Genomic DNA, 19,357 nt, shown 5'->3' on the forward strand with positions numbered 1-19,357 from the left:
TTTTTTTAAAAATCATTAGGTGAAATAAATGGGTTTCTTATATGAAATCTTGATTTTAATATGACTAGTTAATATAGTTTTACTCATTACTCAAAATAGGTAGAGTTACTTTTATAACATGTTAAGATGAATTTGACTTTATACAAATGAACAGATTTTCTAGAACGAAGTATAATTCTGTTGCAGCACGACAGAATGTAATCCTGATATTTATTTCATTAGTTTTATTCTATATCAAGTTATACGCTTCTGATCATGATATCTCTATTATGTAATGGATTCTCTTTTTTAAGATTAGTTATAATCTAGGTCTTTCTAAATTCGTTACTCAGTGATATAGATCAGTAAAATTTTCATGATAATCAGATGAGAAAATATAACAAAATTGAATATTTTATTCATCTATTATTTTGATCTTATCATATATCTATGATAGTAAGAGTTAATAATCTTTTTCAGAGTAGTTTTTATGTGAGTTAATGATTTGGATAATGCATGACTTTTTATTCGTTTATGAATAAAGATCAGTCATATTTGGTTTAAACAATATATTTCTTTGTTAATAGAGATGAGTTAATTCAGGTTGATGAATGAATATAGGATAGAGTTATTGGAAAGATTCTATTTATTAGATCTGATTTGTTATAGAAATTATGTGCTTTAAAGAAGAATCAGTAATCACTTATTGAGTAGATTCTAGAAAATATATGATTGCACTGAAAATTTCGTAGTTTTGGATGAATTGGTTCTAATTTGTATTGTAGGACTGATTTTTAGAAAACTATTCCTACTTTTCCAATCATATGACCGTCTTTTATTAATTTATGTGCTTTTAAGAGGTTTTTTATACTGAATCCATGTAGAGTTTTCTTTAGTGCAGAGGTAAGTTTTTTTTCATCTACACTTTGTGATATAGTATTAAGAATGTCCCCTTGACAGGAGAGATCTGGAGTAGAAAACAGGCTTCGAGTATAGATAAATTCAAAATGTAGCGCTACGCTTTTTGTTTTAATCACTCTTAGATCGAGTGGATTTTTGTTTGACACAATAGTACATATGTGACCTTGAGGAGCAATGATCTCACTGATTGCAGGCCAGTGAACATCGATATCGTTTAGGCAAAAAATGTAATCTACGTATTTAAGTCCATGTTTTTGAAGTGCCGTAGATATATTGTTGTAATTAATCACCAAATCTGCTCCGCGGTGAAAACACCATTCCATTGAATCTGCACGTGAAGAAGTGGCAATTATTTTTACTTTGCTATATAGTTTAGCTAATGGGATAGCTAGTGATCCTACTCCGCCTGCTCCACCAATAATAAGTAAGATTTTAGTTTGATCACTATGATGAATATGTAAGCGATCAAATAAGCCCTCCCATGCTGTTAAGGCTGTTAAAGGGATTGCGGCTGCTTCTTCCCAGTTTAGTATTTTCGGTTTATACCCGCTAATACGTGCATCGACTAATTGAAATGTTGCATTACTTCCAGGTCGTTTTAAGTCACCAGCATAGAATACATGATCTCCTTTTTTAAAATTTTTTACCTGACTACCTGTATCTAGGACGATACCACTTGCATCCCAACCAAGTATACGTGGATCTTCAAGATTTGTTTGTTGAGCTTCTTTAAAAATCTTAATATCAATTGGATTAATAGAGATAGCTTTAACTTTCACTAAAAGATCATATGGATTAGGATAGAGTTTAGCTTGCGGTATTTCAATAAATTGATTTGAACATATTGGGTTAATGGCAATGGCTTTGTGTTTCATTATTGGAATAATACATGTTAAATATAGGGATTATTTACATAAAGATTGAGATCTTATCACAATATTGAATGCTTATGTAAAATATTTTAAAATTTTGAATAATCTGATGTGTGATGACTATATTCAGGTAATGCAATAGTCTAACACAAAGATAAATCACAGTTTTATTAGATGCTGATAAGGATTTTATAAATATGTTTTTGGAGATGTTTTTATAGATTAATGGAAAAGAATAGAGCACCGAAGTCCTATTAGGACAGCTAAATTATATTTTAGATATAGCACACATTTTTATATTAAATGACTATTACGTAGTTCAGCTTTCAGATAAGCGTAGTAAATGGGCGCTGCTATTACACCAGACATACCAAAAGTAGATTCAAGAATAAGCATTGCAAGTAGAATTTCCCAAGTTTGAGCGTCAATACGACTGCTAAAGATTTGTGCATTAATAAAGTATTCTAACTTATGAATTAGTATAAGGTAGGTAAGGGAAATGATTCCAGCTTCTAGAGATATAGAAAGCCCAATTAGAACAATTGCAGTGTTAGAGATTAAATTTCCAATTATTGGTAATAGTCCAGAGAAAAAAGTTAATACTATAATAGTTTTGGCAAATGGGAAATGTAGTAAGAATAGAGGAAGAACCCCAAAAAGAAAGATTCCTGTTAATACCGTATTAACTAATGATACTTTAATTTGCGCGAAGATTACAGTATGGAATGCTTTTGTTAAGATTCGTAATCTATTTAGTATAGCAGAACTTAGTGGTGCATAAGGACGGTGAATATTGTCATGACGTAGAGAAATGATGGCTCCTAGTACCATTCCTATGAACATAGTGGCAATAATATGTGCTGCATTTTTACCAAAAGTTTGCATAATTAGATGGGTGTGCAACCACGATGTAATTTGGTTTTGTAGATCATTAGTATCTAAAGGAAGATATTTTGCTATAACAGGAGAAAGTGTATGCTGTGCATCTTCTAGTAGTTTGTTGGCAGTAACATGAAACGTAGCAAGATTTTGGAAGTCGTGTAACAGAAAGGTAATAAGTTTAGTAATCCCTATTACTAATGTTAATATTACTAACATGCTTAAAAACATAATACTGATCCATCTAGCAATTCGGCCTTGTACTAATCGCTCGATTAGAGGAGTTAGCACAAGAATAGTTTCATATACAATAAAACCAGACAAGAAGCAGGGCAGTAAATGTAATGGAAAGATAGCAAATAATGCGGTCAGTACTAGAATAAAGCTAGTGATTTGACAAAGTATAAAATAATCTAAGCACTTGAGTTCCATTAATTAATCCTGCCTGAAAGAGACATCCTTGGTCAACAGTGTACGTTGTGTCTTTTTTATGAAAGATGTGAATCTGATTATGTATGAAACAGATATTGATTGTAGCAATACATATAATAATCAGTTTTCAGATAGAAAGAGCTTTTAACATTATTCTACAACAAAAGCGATTCTAGTATTACTATACTATTTGAATTATTTTTTAACTAAGATGTTTGGTATTTTTTGATCTATTTTAATTATATTTTTATATAGATTCTTCATAATATTTAGATGACATTATTTTTGTATAAGAATTATATATCTGAGTTAGAGAAGCTATAAGATTAATCATATAAGTATCAATATTTTACTAGTTAGCTGTGTATTAAATAATATAGTTAGAATGGAGTATTTCCTGTATGGGTCAACTTATAATATAAGAATAATTGATAGTTAAATAAGTTCTTAATTATTGATTTGATATCAACAAGGTTGATTATCATTTAAATCTCTTTTATATGGCGTGCTATAATTATCATTATATTTATTTTTTAATTATTTTTAAGATAAAGAGATTAAGAATAGGATGCTTGTTAAGATTTTTATATTTTTGAAAATTATTAAAAATATCATATATTATTATTAAATTTTCTTTATTTAATGGATAATTTTTTAAATGCTCATCGTGCATGGTTTGTTAACAATCATGATGTCAAAGTATTTGAATGCAGGCCTTTCAGTACACAAATAATTATTTCAATATTTTCTACCAACAAAGATTGACTATTAGTTGTTATTTTCGATGTAATTGGGTTTTGTTTTCTATAAAATAGCAAGTTTTTCATGTTTATGTCCTAGAACTCGTTTAGATCATTTATTTTGTTAGTAGAAGAATTATCTAATATTTTTATTCATAAAGGTTATTTATACTTATTTTCTTGTTTTGATGTTTTTATTGATTCTAAATGAAAAGGTATAAGAACATTTATATGTTAAAAATATTAAAAACATTAAATTACTATTAGTTTTTTACTGGAGATGTATCTATTGGAATCCAGAGCGATTTACAGTCTTTTCATTATAGGTTCAGTATTGGTCGCTACAAGCATTTTACTAAGCTCATTATCATCAAGGCTTGGTATTCCTATTCTTGTGATTTTTCTTGCTATTGGTATGCTGGCTGGAACAGATGGTATTGGAGGGATTGCATTTGATAATTACCCAGCTGCTTACCTTATTAGTAATCTTGCTTTAGCTGTTATTTTGTTAGATGGTGGTATGCGTACACAGGCTAGTTCTTTTCGGGTAGCTTTAGGTCCAGCGTTGTCATTATCAACTGTTGGTGTTTTGATTACTGCAGGATTAACTGGTATCGCTGCTTCATGGCTCTTTGGTCTAAATTTGCTCAATGGTTTTTTAGTTGGTTCTATTATTGGGTCTACGGATGCTGCAGCAGTTTTTTCACTTTTAGGTGGCAAAGGTCTGAATGAAAGAGTTAGTTCTACATTAGAGATTGAATCAGGCAGTAATGATCCTATGGCTGTTTTCTTAACGATTACTCTTATTGAGATGCTGCAGAAAGGGGAAACTGGACTGAATTGGATTTTTATGTTTCATCTTATTCAGCAATTTGGGTTAGGTATTCTTTTTGGATTAGGTGGTGGATGGGCTTTAGTTCAGATGATTAATAGAGTCTCATTGGCAAGTGGTCTTTATCCATTACTGGCGGTAAGTAGTGGAATTTTTGTTTTCTCACTTACTACTACTTTAGAAGGTAGCGGTATTCTGGCAGTTTATTTGTGCGGTTTTATCCTTGGAAATCGTCCGATTCGTAATCGTCATGGCATACTTCAGGTTTTTGATGGTATGGCTTGGTTAAGTCAAATTGGTATGTTTCTTGTATTAGGTTTGTTAGTAAATCCCCGTGATCTTTGGCGTATTGCTATACCTGCTACACTATTATCTATTAATCTAATTTTGTTTGCTCGACCTATCTCTATTCTTTTTTGTTTACTACCTTTTCATGGTTTTAATATCCGTGAGAGAGTGTTTATTAGCTGGGTTGGACTCAGAGGCGCATTACCGATTATTCTTGCGGTTTTTCCCATGATGGCCGAGTTGCCTCAGGCAACATTATTTTTTAATATTGCTTTTTTTGTTGTTCTTGTTTCACTCATGATTCAGGGTACATCATTAAGCTGGGCTGCTCGTAGAGCACGGGTTATAGTACCACCACTATCGTCTCCTATTTCTAGGGTAGGGTTAGATATTCATCCTGAGAGCCCATGGGAACAGCTAATATATCAAATTAGTTCGGATAATTGGTGTATTGGTGTTTCTTTACGTAATTTATATATGCCTCATGATACACGAATTTCGGCTCTTTTTCGTAACAATCGTTTGCTTCATCCTTCTGGTAGTACATGTCTGAAAGAAAATGATATACTATGTGTTATTGGTCGTGAATGTGATCTTGCAGCATTAGGTAAGTTATTTAGTCAATCGCCTCCTGTATCATTAGATCAGAGGTTTTTTGGTGATTTTATTCTAGAGGCGAATGCTCGGTTAGAGGATGTTGCAAAAATTTATGGTATAATATTAGATAAAGATATGGATAGAGAACAAACACTTGGTAATATGATAACTAGCTTGATTAGTGCAGTTCCTGTTGTAGGAGATCAAATTGAGTGGAAAGATATGATCTGGACAGTAGCAGAAAAATCAGATAATGAAATTATTAAGATTGGTGTTAGAGTTCAGGCAGAGTAATTAATTTTACTAGATTTTCACGGTTTGTTATAATTCTTTTTATACAGTTAAAATTCAGATGTTGATTTTTTTAAGTTTTTAGAGAAAATAAGAGTAGATATTTAAATCTTGCATTTTATGTATTCTAGCATAGACACTAATAACAATTTTTTATTTACTAAGTGTGATTTTATTTAAATTTTGAATCACTAATTTGAATATATGATATATAAAATGAGATTATACAAATCTATCATATGTGATTCTTTTTCGTCTTTTGAAGCTCTTTTTGTTGTGTTGGCTAGAAATTTCATAATGAAATAAGAGGCAATATGTTGATGCTATACATTCTCAAATATTATTAAAATTAGCAGTAGAATGGACTGATAGATTGTATGGATTATTCATGAATAGATAGATGTTAATTATCTTAGTTTTATTTTATATAATTATATATTCTAATCGATTGCGTACTTCAATACAACAAACATATTAAGATAGATGAGGATAGTAAGAGAAATTTCATTGTAGAGTGGCAAAAATATTTATGTTTTTTATAAATTATTGAGTAGTATTATAAGAATATTACATATCTTATATTAAACACTTTTTTATGTTATCCAATAGATTAATTTTATTAATGTATAACTTTTTGAATTAACTTGTAAGTATTTGAGAAGCATGACAGGTTTATAACTTATTAAATATGACGGTTAACGACCAGAGTGACCAAAACTACCTGTGCCACGATTGCTTTCTTGGAAATTTTGAACTAGATTTAATGTTACTTGAACGATAGGTAGAAATACCATTTGTGCAATACGATCTCCAGGTTGGATTGTAAAAGGTTGTAACCCTCGATTCCATAGTGATACCATCAGTTCTCCTTGATAATCAGAGTCAATTAACCCCACTAAATTACCTAGTACAACACCATAAGTATGACCAAGTCCAGATCTTGGTAAGATAATTGCCGCTAGATGAGGATTGGAAATGTGAATAGCTATACCTGTTGGAATTAAGTGAGTGCTACCAGTCTCTAATATGATTGCATTATCAATGCATGCAATTAGATCTAGACCAGCTGAACCAGTAGTAGCATAAGTTGGAATAGAAAACTTCAGACCTATTTGTGAATTTAAAATTTTAATATCTATTTTTTCCATGATCTTTTTCCGGCAATGTCTTTATGATAAAGGATTTATTATACGCTATATATGTTTATTATATCGTTTATTTTCTCAAATGACTCTAGAATCTAATTCTAGAAAAATATTCTATGATTTAATTGGTGATTTTATCAAATCATATATATCAATATAAGTTTATGTTCCGTATTTGGATAAATATTGATTAGCTTGCAGTATAATTAAAAAAGAATGCATGTTTTTATGTTAAATTTCATATAATTATTTAGTATTATTAATAGAGAAAGTTAAATAAGAATAATAGATTAGAGAGCTGTTTTATGATGATATCATCATAATTTGTTTTTTAATTAGTCGATCTTTTTCTATTTCAAATTCTCGTAATCGCTGACGTTCTTGTGATATAATTGAGGAAGGAGCATGAGTTATAAATCCTTTATTAGTTAGTTTAGCGTTCATTTTTTTTATGGTTATCTCTATCTTTATAATGTCTTTTTTTAGGCGGTCTATTTCAATAGAGTTATCTTGAGTATGCTTTTTGAGTATGAGTAGCTCAGCGTCATGGATGAATTTACTAAAGTTTGATGTGGTTTCTTCACCTTCTTGCACAACAGTGAGTTCATCTAGATGTGATAGGGTTTTCAGTAGTTTAAAATTTTGATTTACACGACGCAGAACATCTTTATTTTTGCTACGAATAAGAAGATGAAGTGGTTGATTTGGAGGCAGACTGATTGTATTCCGCATATCTCGGATCGCCATAATAGCTTCTTTAACCCATTCAATATCTTTTATTACTATCTCGTCTATGAATCTGGTAGAGAACTGGGGTATTGGTTGTAGCATAATAGTAGTATCGTGAATGTTTTGGATGACTTTGATTCTTTGCCAGATAGTTTCAGTTATAAATGGAATGATCGGATGGGCTAAGCGCAGTAAGGCTTCTAGTATGTAGACTAGTGTATTACGGGTTCCTCGCAATTGGGTTTCAGAACCATCACGCAGGATTATTTTAGTAAATTCTAAATACCAGTCGCAAAATTGATGCCATATGAATTTATGTAATAGGTTTGTAATTAAATCAAAACGATAACTATCCATTGCAGTATGATAAGCTTGTATTGTGTTATTAAATTGACTAAGAATCCAACGATCTGGAATTGATAGTATTATTTCCTTATTATTAAATCCACAATCATGTTGTTCTGTATTCATTAAAACAAATCGACTACCATTCCAGAGTTTATTACAGAAGTGTCGGTAACCTTCTAGTCGCTTCATGTCCCAGTGAATATCACGTCCAGTAGAGGTTAATGCTGCTAACGTAAATCGTAATGCATCCGCGCCATATGGTTTTATGCCATATGGAAAATTTTGTTTAGTTATTGCATGAATCTTTTCTGCTATCTCTGGTTTCCATATCTTGTTTGTGCGTTTTTTTAACATATCGTTTAAAGAAATCCCATCAATCATCTCTAGTGGATCAATAACATTTCCTTTTGATTTAGACATTTTTTTACCATTTTCATCACGTACTAGACCTGTGATATAAATAGTTTTAAACGGTACTTGCGGTGTACCATTAGCGTCTTTAATACAATGCATTGTTAGCATGATCATTCTAGCAATCCAGAAAAATATAATATCGAATCCGCTTACCAGTATGCTAGTTGGATGAAATGTTTGAAGAGTTTTGATAGAAATAGGCCATCCCAAGCTAGTAAAGGTCCAGAGACTAGAGGAAAACCAAGTATCTAATACGTCTTCTTCTTGCGTGAGGATTATGTCCATGCTAAGATTATTTTCTTTTCGAGCCTCTTCTTCACTACGGGCCACGTAGTAATTACCATATCTATCATGCCATGCTGGAATTTGATGTCCCCACCATAATTGCCGTGATATACACCAGTCTTCAATATTTCTCATCCAAGAGAAATACATGTTCTCATATTGTTTGGGAATGAATTGGATGGTACCGTTTTGAACAGCTTCCACTGCTACTTTAGCTAGTGGTGCTGTATGTAGATACCATTGATCAGTAAGCATGGGTTCAATGACTACACCGCTGCGTTCGCTATGTGGTATCATAAGATGATGTGGTTTGATTTGATCTACTAAGCCGAGTCTATCTAGAGATTGAATAATGGCTTTTCGAGCAGATGTGCATTCTAGTCCATGAAATTCCAATGGAAGTGCAGGATCGTAAATATCAGATTTTTTTCCTTTAGTGTCAAATACTGTGGCGTAGTCACGAATTTTTCCATCGTATGTTAAGATATTAATCATTGGTAATTGATGGCGACAGCCAACCATATAGTCATTGAAATCATGGCCTGGGGTAATTTTAACGCAACCAGTTCCTTTTTCTTTATTTGCGTGCTCATCGGCAATGATTGGAATCCGACGGTTAATAAGGGGTACCATAATCGATTTACCGATTAGATCTTGATAGCGTCTATCTGTAGGGTGTACAGCTACTGCTGTGTCGCCTAGTATTGTTTCTGGTCGTGTAGTCGCAATAGTTATGTACTCTTTCCCATCATTGGTTTTAATGTTATCTGACAACATATAGCGGATATACCATATAAAGCTGTTTTGTTCTATACTGTCTACTTCTAAATCAGAAATAGCGGTATGTAATTTTGTATCCCAGTTAACTAAGCGTTTACCACGATAAATAAGTTTGTCTTTGTATAGACGGACGAAGACTTCTTTTACAGCATCTGACGAGTCTTTATCCATAGTAAAACGTTCGCGTTCCCAATCAACAGAGTTACCTAATCGGCGCATTTGTTTAGATATATCAGAACCAGATTGTTTTTTCCATTCCCAGATCTTTTGAACAAAGGCATTGCGTCCATATTCTTGAAAATTTTTTCCTTCTTTTTCTGAAAGCATCTTGCTAACTATTACTTGTGTAGCTATCCCTGCATGATCGGTCCCTGTTTGCCAAAGTGTATTTTTCCCTTGCATTCGCTGATATCGGATCATTATATCCATAATGGTTTGTTGGAATGCATGCCCCATATGTAAGATACCAGTAATATTTGGTGGTGGCATTATAATACAGAAGTTTTCTTTGGAAACATCGCCGTGTGGTTTAAAATAGCCATTTTTTTCCCAAAACTCGTATATAGGTTGTTCAATGTCTTTTGGGTTATATGTTTTGTCCATTTTTTTATTTGGCGAAAGTTGTTGAATTAATTTAGATTAGTTAATTTAGCGTTTCTATATCATTAACAATATATCATGCTACTTAATTAACTAAAGTTTTATTAATATTTTAGGATGTGTTATGTATATCAAATTCTATATTCTATTTTATAAGAATGTATGATGGTGCCGAAGACCGGATTTGAACCGGTACGCCTTTCGGCGGTTGATTTTGAATCAACTGCGTCTGCCAATTTCGCCACTTCGGCATCAAAGGTTATGTAAGACATTATTCTATAATATAGTTCATTGATGATAGATGCAACTTTCTTTAAGATTAATATATCATATGCTCTTAATGTATATATTTATATTGTTTTTATGTAGAAAGATGACTACTTATCTCTCATAGCAGGGTTAACAGGTATTGCATGTAATATTGATGATTGTATGTGTTTTGATTAAAAATCATAGATTTCAATAGTTATCATCATCATTATAATAATAAGCATTGGGTAATAGACATACTAATATCTTAATTGTATCAATGATCTAGTATGTTGTTTATAATTCTGTTGATTTGAAAAATAGAAAAATAAGATTATTATAGCACTTGGTTTATGTCGATTTAGGTTATACTTTTATTTCATTATATTTTTATTTTTATTAGAAGATCGGTCAGTAGATTAATGTAAACTTGCTTGATATTGTTAAATAGGACAACGGTAATATTGAAATTATTTATAGATTCACATTTTAGATTAGAAATTTATATTCATTATGAGTTAATTTATCTAGAATTTAATCATAGATTATAGAGATTTTTTATATTAAAGGTAACTTAATGGGTTGATTTGATGATATTTTTCTTTTATTTTTAAATTGTAGATTTTTAGTGTAAATAAATAGCTTCTTTTAAAGATAAAGATCATTTAATTCGTCTCTTCTGATTATACTATAGTCATATAGATTGATAATAAACTAATTAGGTGATTTTATAAAAGAACGGAATTTTTTGTTTAGAAAAGTAATATAAAATAGAGTTTTAGATTTGATTATTGCTGATTGAGATTGTCATTTACATGTTAGTACAAACATAGATTAATAGAAATTTTATAAAATAAGTCTAATTACGAAGCATAGTATTCTGATTACATGTTATTCAACATTGTTATATTATTAAGATTTTTCTTTACTATATTATAAAGTAAGTTAGTGAGAATATTGTCTATATTTAGACATGGTTATCATTTTTATAATATCATTATTTGTTAACAGTTTTTTTGTAAAAGGAAATAGCTTTAGATGTATTAAATATTTTAAACATTAATTATTTAATCTTTTATTATTAAAATTTTATTACTAAATGTAGTTTATATATACTTTGTAAGTATAAAAAATATTATTTTGATCAGCATGAATGTCTGAATCTTATTCTTTATTGAATTTGAGAGGAATTAATTCTGAATATAGATAAGTTCAGCCTGAAGCAAATAAGATTTAATTAGGTATTTAAGATAATAATGTAGAAATATATTTTGGGTCTGAATGCTTTTGATTAGTATTCTGTTATTATAATGCTTTTATATTTTAGGTCAATGATCTTATGTAGAAAAAAAATTTGATTTGTCATATATCAGAAAGATTTTATTGTTTTTAAAGTAAGATTAACTAATAGTGAAATCTTGATTAATTTGAATGGTTATAGAAAGGGTGAGTATTGGTTATTTATAAGTATAATCACACTATAATATCTAGATTATTTGATATATTCGATATACTTGATTCTTATTTAGATCGCATCTACAATCATATTGTGTATTAGATCAGTAAGTGATATGAATGAATCTTGATTTTTAGGATCATATTGATTAAGCTTATTGTTATAGTTGGAGTGAATCTAATAAAAGTGTTGTTCAGCTAAGAGAAAGGGGCGGTGATTATATTCATGATATTTAGATTAAATCTTATCGTAGAACAGTGTAAATATAGGTGATTTATAATGATATTAAGATTTCTTGACTAAATATTTTTTGATTGATCATTTTTAGTATTACGATATTTTAATAATAATATATTTCATATAATGATTGTAGATATTTTTATTATATTGAATTGATAAAAACAATAATGATTAAAGTAATTTCATTATTAAATTTAGGTGATCTTTTTATCAAGAAGTGATAATTTTTATAATACTTATGAGTTATTATAAATAATATATATGTGTAGTATTTATATTGAAATTCTATTTGGAATAGAATAGTTTGTGCAGTATTTTTATAACTTTGATAGTAAGTGTTTTCTAATTTTGTCCTTTCGTAAAAATGAGTAATATATATTCTGCGAATAATGTATTCTACTTATTTTTATTGATTTATTTTAAGTTTATTTATATCTTTGCTCTAAAGAGATTGAGATTGTTATTGTGTAATATAGTTATATTTACTTATTTTAGTTTAGATAGATAAGTTTATAGACGATTAAGAATTGTTAGAATCGGTTATAATCTTCATGGTAAGATGAAGATTGAATATAATATCATAAAAGTTTATGATAGGTATTAGTTCAGATATAAAATGGATTGTTAGTATTTTCAGAATATATTTGATTAGTTCAACTCTATACTACTTTCTGCTAAAATGAAATAAATTTTACAATATAAAATACAGTTAATATATATTTTAAGATAGTAAGCTACGTTAAAGTTTATTTTCTAGTAATTATGAGATAGTGATGTATCTATTTAATTCTCTATAGAAGTGAGAGATAATTTTATATGTTTTTGTTGTTAATGTAATAAGTATTAATAAGAGTAATTTTCGTATTAAATATTTATATTTTATTAATTAAATCAATAATGATTATATAATTTTATTATAAATAAGATTCTTTAAAAGAATATTTTTATAAGTTTTTAAAAGTACTAAAATAAGATATTTACTTAGAGGTAAGAACAATGATTATCGGCATTACTATGTTAAATAATAGTGTATGAGATAGATCAATATTTGATTGATATTTAATAGTAAATAATATGAGTTTCTTTAGTTGTCTTTTCTATATTCTCACAAAGTTGATATTAAAAGTATATTGAGTTTTATCTAGATTCATAATTAGAGAATAATTGATTCAGTTAAGTAGTTAACTAATCTAATAAGATCTTTAGGATCGACTAAATATGTTAGTTTTTTGATTTGGTTGAGGTCTGGTGATGTCTTCAGTTATTACATTAACTATATAGATTAGTTTAAAAGATTGCTGATTTAATTAGATTCATAGATGATATGTATAAAATAATCATTTTTATATAGGTTTAGATAATAAATAGGTTTTATCGGGTGGTAGCTGCCATGAATGCTAAATACGCACGGCAGGTTTTTGCAGCGGCTATAGCGGGGGCGTTTCTCGCTTTTCTGTTGTTATGTATTAAACTTTGTGCTTGGTGGTATACTGGATCTGTTAGTATGCTAGCAGCGTTAGTGGACTCTTTAGTGGATATTGCTGCTTCATTGACAAATCTTCTAATTGTACGGTATGCGGTGCAACCCCCTGATGCTGAACATACTTTTGGTCATGGTAAGGCTGAATCTCTTGCGGTTCTTGCGCAAAGCATATTTATTTGTAGCTCCGCTTTTTTTCTTTTTTTTGCTGGATTTCATCATTTTACATCGCCTCAAGTACTAAAAGAACCTCTAGTAGGGGTAGTTGTTACTCTGATATCGTTACTTTCTACAATAGTTTTAGTTGTTTTTCAACGCCGTATTATACGGCGTACTCAGAGTCAAGCTATTCGTGCAGATATGTTACATTATCAGTCAGATATAGTGATGAATAGTGTTATTTTTTTAGCGATAGCTTTAAGCTGGTATGGATTTTACCGAGCGGATGCATTATGTGCGTTATATGTCGGAATCTGGATTTTATATTCTTCTGGGCGTATGGCTTATGAGGCTATACAAGCTTTACTTGATCGATCCTTGCCGCCTAAAGAGTATCAGCTTATCATTGATGTAATTTCAATGTGGCCAGGTATATGTGGAGCACATGATATTCGTACTCGTCAGGTTGGTCCTATACGGTTTATTCAACTCCATTTAGAAATGGATGATCAATTATCATTATATGAGGCTCATAAGATCGTTGATCAGATTGAAAAAGCACTACTTGATACATTTCCTAGTTCTGATGTCCTGATTCATCAGGATCCGCATTCTGTAGTAGATAAACAGCGTCAAGGTACGTTTGGAAAATAAAATATTTTCTATAACAGTCTGTTCTTAAGAATGAGAAACATCGTTGCGTTATCTCAATAGTGACTTGTAATCAAATCCTCTATCTTAAGTAAAAGAGTAGTACTTAATATGACTATAGTAATAGTATTTGAATTATTTGAAGTTATTTAGGCAATTATCACCAATAAAAGATTATCTAAGATAGCACGACAATATTGTTTATTCGGTTAGTCAATACTTTATTAATCTACTAGTTTTATTTTATGTATTCTATATCTATAGCTTCTATATGAAGATTTTGTCTATTTTTTAGTATTTATGAGTTTGACTAACATTTTATGAGGTTTGCATGATTAATAAGATTGGTATCTTAACTAGTGGTGGAGATGCCCCAGGAATGAATGCAGCTATTCGCGGTGTAGTGCGAACTTCCTTGAGTGCTGGTTTTGAAATTTTTGGGATTTACGATGGATATTTAGGTCTATACCAAGATAGGATGATAACTCTTGATCGATATAGCGTATCAGATATGATCAATCGTGGTGGTACATTTTTAGGTTCTGCTCGTTTTCCAGAATTTTGTTCTAAAGCGGTTCGTAGTATTGCTATTCAGAATATGAAAAAACGTGGTATTGACGCTTTAGTTGTTATTGGCGGTGATGGCTCTTATCTTGGTGCTAAATCTTTAATTGAAATGGGGTTTCCGTGTATTGCCTTGCCAGGAACTATTGATAACGATATAGCTGGAACAGATTATACAATCGGTTATTTCACTGCTTTAGAGACGGTAGTAGAGGCTATGGATCGATTACGTGATACATCTTCTTCACATCAACGAATTTCAATTGTTGAAGTAATGGGTCGTCACTGTGGTGATCTAACTTTAGCAGCTGCAATTGCAGGTGGGTGTGAATTTATTGTTTTACCAGAAAGAATGAATACTCGTGAAGATCTTGTTCATGAAATTAAAGCTGGCATTGCTAAAGGGAAAAAACATGCGATTGTGGCAATTACTGAGCATATATGTGATATAAATATACTAGCAGGATATATTGAAAAAGAAACTAAACGTGATACACGTGTGACTGTATTGGGGCATATTCAACGAGGTGGAGTTCCAGTAGCCTATGATCGCATACTTGCATCTAGAATGGGTGCATATGCTACTGAGTTGTTATTAAAGGGGTTTGCAGGATGTTGTATAGGTATTCAAAATGAGAAAATGGTGCATCATAATCTGATTGATGCTATTGAAAATATCAAGCGTTCATTTAAAGGTGATTGGCTGGAGACTGCTAAAAAACTATATTAAAACTAATGACATTAGTAATATATTATAGAATTTTAGGATTCCTGAGAGGAATCCTAAATATTTGATAAGTGAGGTATTTCAGTGTTTTTAGGAAAGGCAGGTTGTTGATAAATTGTATGAGGATATAGTTATTTATTTTTTCGAAGTAAGAAAAGAGAGTAGAGTATTTTATATCTATTAATATCTTCTAATCCACTTTAGATAATAAAAGGTTTAAGAGAAAGAACAATTATAATTTCTAATTTTTACTTAGAAGGTAGTTTTATAGATATTAGGTTGGTAGTGCTTATGTCTTCTTTTTATTAAACTAATAAAGTTCTAAGTTACTATCTATAGTTTATTTCTTTTAAATTTCAAGGTTAATTGATCAAATTAGCTATAAATTTGTGGGAACATTAGATGAGTTATTTTTTTTATTTAATTAGAAAAGAATACTTCATACGTAAAGGATAATAGTATGACACTTCAAGGGTCATTTTTGTTTATGTTATCTTTGGTAGATAACTAGAATGTATGCTAGACTATATTAGTAATATATATTGATATATTATTAGCTGATGACTTGATAAGTTTTTATAATTAGAAAAATTAGATTATATTAATTTATATAATGTGAAGAACAGTAAGGGCTACATCTTATCTAGCCAGAGAATTGATTTGATCATAGAGTAATATTCATTATCCAGTTAGTCCTCATTAATTGTACTATTTCCCTCTCAGTAGAATGACTAATGAGAGGGTGATATAACGATGTTTAGAGATGATTTATTTAGTGTTTAATGGATTGATCTAGACTAAATTAGTTTGTATAAGCTTATTCTTTGATTGACAAAAATGGAATTTTAAAAGATAGATTGATTAAATTCCATCGCCAGACTCGAAGCCTGGTGTTACTCCGTTAAAGTGTTGGTTCCTCTCCATTAATGGTATATCATTATTTGATTTTCTAACAATGCTTGCTGGTACACCAGCAACTGTAGTATGAGGAGGAACTGGTTGCAATACTACAGATCCTGCTCCGATCTTCGCTCCACACCCTACTTCAATATTACCAAGAATTTTAGCTCCCGCACCGATCATAACTCCTTCACGGATTTTTGGGTGACGATCACCATTAATTTTACCGGTTCCACCAAGTGTGACTGATTGAAGAATTGAGACATTATCTGCAATCACTGCTGTTTCACCTATCACAGTACCAGTGGCGTGATCTAACATTACCCCTTTCCCAATCTGTGCTGCAGGATGAATATCCACAGAAAATGAGACCGACATCGCATTATGAAGATAGATGGCAAGAGCTCGGCGACCTTGCATCCATAACCAATGGGTAATCCGATAGATCTGTAAAGCATGAAACCCTTTTAAATATAGTATTGGTGTAGAATATTTGTCGACAGTAGGGTCGCGATGACGTACTGCATGAATATCATGTGCAGCAGCAATGATTATTGATGGATCTTCGTTATAAGCGTTTTCTATTACTTCTTGTATTGACATTTCTGATATAGATGAGTGCAAGATCTTCTTAGAAAGAATATAGCTTAATGCATGTTCAAGATGATTATGCTTTAAAAGCATGGCGTGATAAAAACTGATCAACATCGGTTCACATTCAGATAGTTTGTGCGCCTCTATTCTGATATAACGCCAAATGTTTTCAGGTTTTATGCATGTCATTACTATGTTCTCCTTCATAAAATTATTATAGTTTTTTCATGAATTATATATTGAATCATCTTTATCTGATTTATTATGATATTCATTTTTTTTTTGTCGTTGTAGTAAACAATAAGCTGCTTCTTTTACATTTTTACCGCAATATAAAATTTGATAAATTTGTTCTGTAATCGGCATTTCTACATTGTAACGTAAAGCTAGTTTTTTGACTTCTTTTGTTGTATACCAGCCCTCAATGAGTTGCCCAATTGATTGTATTGCATTTTGTACGCTTTTTCCTGTTCCTATCATAATTCCAAAACGTCGGTTACGTGATTGGTTATCTGTGCATGTAAGAACTAAATCACCTAGTCCTGCCATGCCTGTAAATGTAGAAGGATTAGCATTCAGAGCTGTACCCATGCGACCCATTTCTGCTAAACCACGAGTTATAAGTGCGGTTCGTGTATTTGCGCCAAAACCGATACCATCAGAGATGCCGGCTCCAATAGCAATAATATTCTTAATTGCACCACCTAGTTGAACGCCAATTAAATCGGTATTCTTATATACCCGTAAGTTTGCGCCACAATGCAAAATCTGTTGGAGTTCTGTAGCAAAAACAGAATCTGTCGCGGCTAATGTAATTGCAGTTGGCATGCCTTCCGCCATTTCTTTCGCAAAAGTTGGCCCTGAGATCACAGCTAAAGGGATATGGTCACCAAGTATTTCGTGTGCTACTTCTTGTAGTAATCTACCAGTTTTTTTTTCTAAGCCTTTTGTAGCCCATGCTAGACGAGAATCAGAACGAAGGTGGGGTTTGATGTAACATAAAACTTCGCCAAATGCATGGCTAGGTACAACTAATAGGAGATTTCGGCTACCTTCTATGGTTTTTTTAAGATCGTTTTCAATTATTAAAGTTGATGGAAAAGGTGTATTAGGAAGGATATTATGATGAGAGCGGTTGAGTTGTAACTGATCTTGATGAGATCGATTACGTCCCCATAATAGCACTGTATTGCCTTTACGGGCTAAAGTAATCGCTAATGCAGTGCCGTAACAACCAGATCCGATAATGCTCATAACGGCATTAGAGTTATGCATCATTTTCCCTAGGTCACTACGGTAGTATTTGGCTTATTAAGAGATTCCATAAATAGTTTCTCAAAGTTTATTGGTCCGAGATTTAGAGGTGATAATGTTCCACGTAATATTAAGCTTGCAATACATTCACTAGCATAAGGATATATAATGTTTGGACAGCATACAGAAAGGGTGTATGCCATTTGTTTATCTTCAACATGGGTTATAAAAAAGATACCTGCTTGCTGTACTTCACATAAGAAAGCAGTATTCCCAACAATAGTTGCATTCACAGTTATGCGTAGCAAGACTTCATATGTATTATCAGATAATTGAATTGAGTTTGTTTCAACATGTATTTTGACTTCGGGTTCCCAGGTTTGCTGGAATATCTGTGGTGAATGAGGTGTCTCAAAGGAGATATCTTTAGTGTAAATTCGTTGAATTTGGAAAGATATGTCGGGAGCTTGTCGTTCTATCATAGAATCTAACTCTAATAGTTAATACTGCGTTATGCATCTATAGCGGAGCTTATAATATGTAATAGATTGTATATATTTAATATTTTTAACTTTACAAAAACCATGTAAGGATTAGTGATATTCATTTTTAATGGTAGATTAGTTAATTTTAGTGGAGAAATTAACTATATAGTAGTACATTTTTGTAGATATTATATAGATTATTTAATCTAGTTGCTTTCTTTTTTAATAGTTATATAGCCACCTATTTATAAGTTAGTAACAGTAAAGAATGTGATTTGGAGTTAATTATTCTTAATAAGATCTATATTATTTAAGTTATTCATAGTTTATATATAGTGATGTCATACTAGCGGTATAAAATAATTATTTGAGATGCAGATTTTAAAATTTAAATCTTCTGCATCCTTCTATGTTGATGTTAAATTTCTAATTGTATGATTAACTATATAGATAATTGATTTGCTAT

General features: G+C 30.9%; 10 protein-coding genes and 1 tRNA gene. 3 read left to right on the plus strand and 8 right to left on the minus strand.

From position 1 onward, the window contains the following. Nucleotides 1-773: 773 nt before the first annotated feature. Nucleotides 774-1,775: a zinc-binding alcohol dehydrogenase family protein gene (locus ERCIPICE3303_RS00205; RefSeq protein ID WP_157990761.1), complete on the minus strand. Its 1,002-nt coding sequence runs from the start codon at nucleotides 1,773-1,775 to the stop codon at nucleotides 774-776. Nucleotides 1,776-2,066: 291 nt separating this feature from the next. Next, entirely contained in the window at nucleotides 2,067-3,083 is a 1,017-nt protein-coding gene (locus tag ERCIPICE3303_RS00210) for an AI-2E family transporter (RefSeq protein ID WP_157990762.1), read from the minus strand. Between the two features lie 1,029 nt (nucleotides 3,084-4,112). Here ERCIPICE3303_RS00210 and ERCIPICE3303_RS00215 point away from each other — a divergent pair. Next, entirely contained in the window at nucleotides 4,113-5,834 is a 1,722-nt protein-coding gene (locus tag ERCIPICE3303_RS00215) for a potassium/proton antiporter (protein ID WP_157991266.1), read from the plus strand. A 692-nt stretch (nucleotides 5,835-6,526) separates the two neighbouring features. On the opposite strand, the gene dut is transcribed toward ERCIPICE3303_RS00215, so the two are convergent. From dut to ERCIPICE3303_RS00230, 3 genes are all read right to left on the minus strand, one after another. Continuing rightward, on the minus strand, nucleotides 6,527-6,982 hold the full coding sequence (dut, locus tag ERCIPICE3303_RS00220; protein WP_198411031.1) for a dUTP diphosphatase: 456 nt from the start codon (nucleotides 6,980-6,982) through the stop codon (nucleotides 6,527-6,529). Nucleotides 6,983-7,279: 297 nt separating this feature from the next. Continuing rightward, the gene (locus ERCIPICE3303_RS00225) at nucleotides 7,280-10,135 is read right to left on the minus strand and encodes a valine--tRNA ligase (RefSeq protein ID WP_157990764.1); all 2,856 of its coding nucleotides are present in this window, start codon (nucleotides 10,133-10,135) and stop codon (nucleotides 7,280-7,282) included. Between the two features lie 163 nt (nucleotides 10,136-10,298). Continuing rightward, nucleotides 10,299-10,383: transfer RNA gene (locus ERCIPICE3303_RS00230), tRNA-Leu, on the minus strand. 3,084 nt (nucleotides 10,384-13,467) lie between these two features. Between ERCIPICE3303_RS00230 and fieF the strand changes: the two genes are divergently transcribed. Then, nucleotides 13,468-14,370, plus strand: coding sequence for a CDF family cation-efflux transporter FieF (gene fieF, locus ERCIPICE3303_RS00235; RefSeq protein ID WP_157991267.1), 903 nt, complete (start codon nucleotides 13,468-13,470; stop codon nucleotides 14,368-14,370). Between the two features lie 328 nt (nucleotides 14,371-14,698). After that, nucleotides 14,699-15,661 (plus strand): 6-phosphofructokinase, encoded by a 963-nt coding sequence (gene pfkA / locus ERCIPICE3303_RS00240; protein WP_157990765.1) that lies wholly within the window; start codon nucleotides 14,699-14,701, stop codon nucleotides 15,659-15,661. 858 nt (nucleotides 15,662-16,519) lie between these two features. Here the strand turns inward: pfkA and cysE are convergent. Genes cysE through secB form a run of 3 tightly spaced genes read right to left on the minus strand, consistent with a single transcriptional unit; the run spans nucleotide 16,520 to nucleotide 18,888 of the window. Continuing rightward, the gene (gene cysE / locus ERCIPICE3303_RS00245) at nucleotides 16,520-17,341 is read right to left on the minus strand and encodes a serine O-acetyltransferase (RefSeq protein WP_157990766.1); all 822 of its coding nucleotides are present in this window, start codon (nucleotides 17,339-17,341) and stop codon (nucleotides 16,520-16,522) included. A 36-nt stretch (nucleotides 17,342-17,377) separates the two neighbouring features. Next, nucleotides 17,378-18,427 (minus strand): NAD(P)H-dependent glycerol-3-phosphate dehydrogenase, encoded by a 1,050-nt coding sequence (gene gpsA, locus ERCIPICE3303_RS00250; protein WP_157990767.1) that lies wholly within the window; start codon nucleotides 18,425-18,427, stop codon nucleotides 17,378-17,380. An 8-nt stretch (nucleotides 18,428-18,435) separates the two neighbouring features. Further along, nucleotides 18,436-18,888 carry a protein-export chaperone SecB gene (gene secB / locus ERCIPICE3303_RS00255; protein ID WP_157990768.1) on the minus strand — a complete coding sequence of 151 codons (453 nt, stop codon included), beginning with the start codon at nucleotides 18,886-18,888 and terminating at the stop codon, nucleotides 18,436-18,438. Between the last annotated feature and the right edge of the window lie 469 nt (nucleotides 18,889-19,357).

Origin of the sequence: Candidatus Erwinia haradaeae (genome assembly GCF_900699015.1) — a bacterium.
GTDB lineage: Bacteria > Pseudomonadota > Gammaproteobacteria > Enterobacterales > Enterobacteriaceae > Erwinia_E > Erwinia_E haradaeae_E.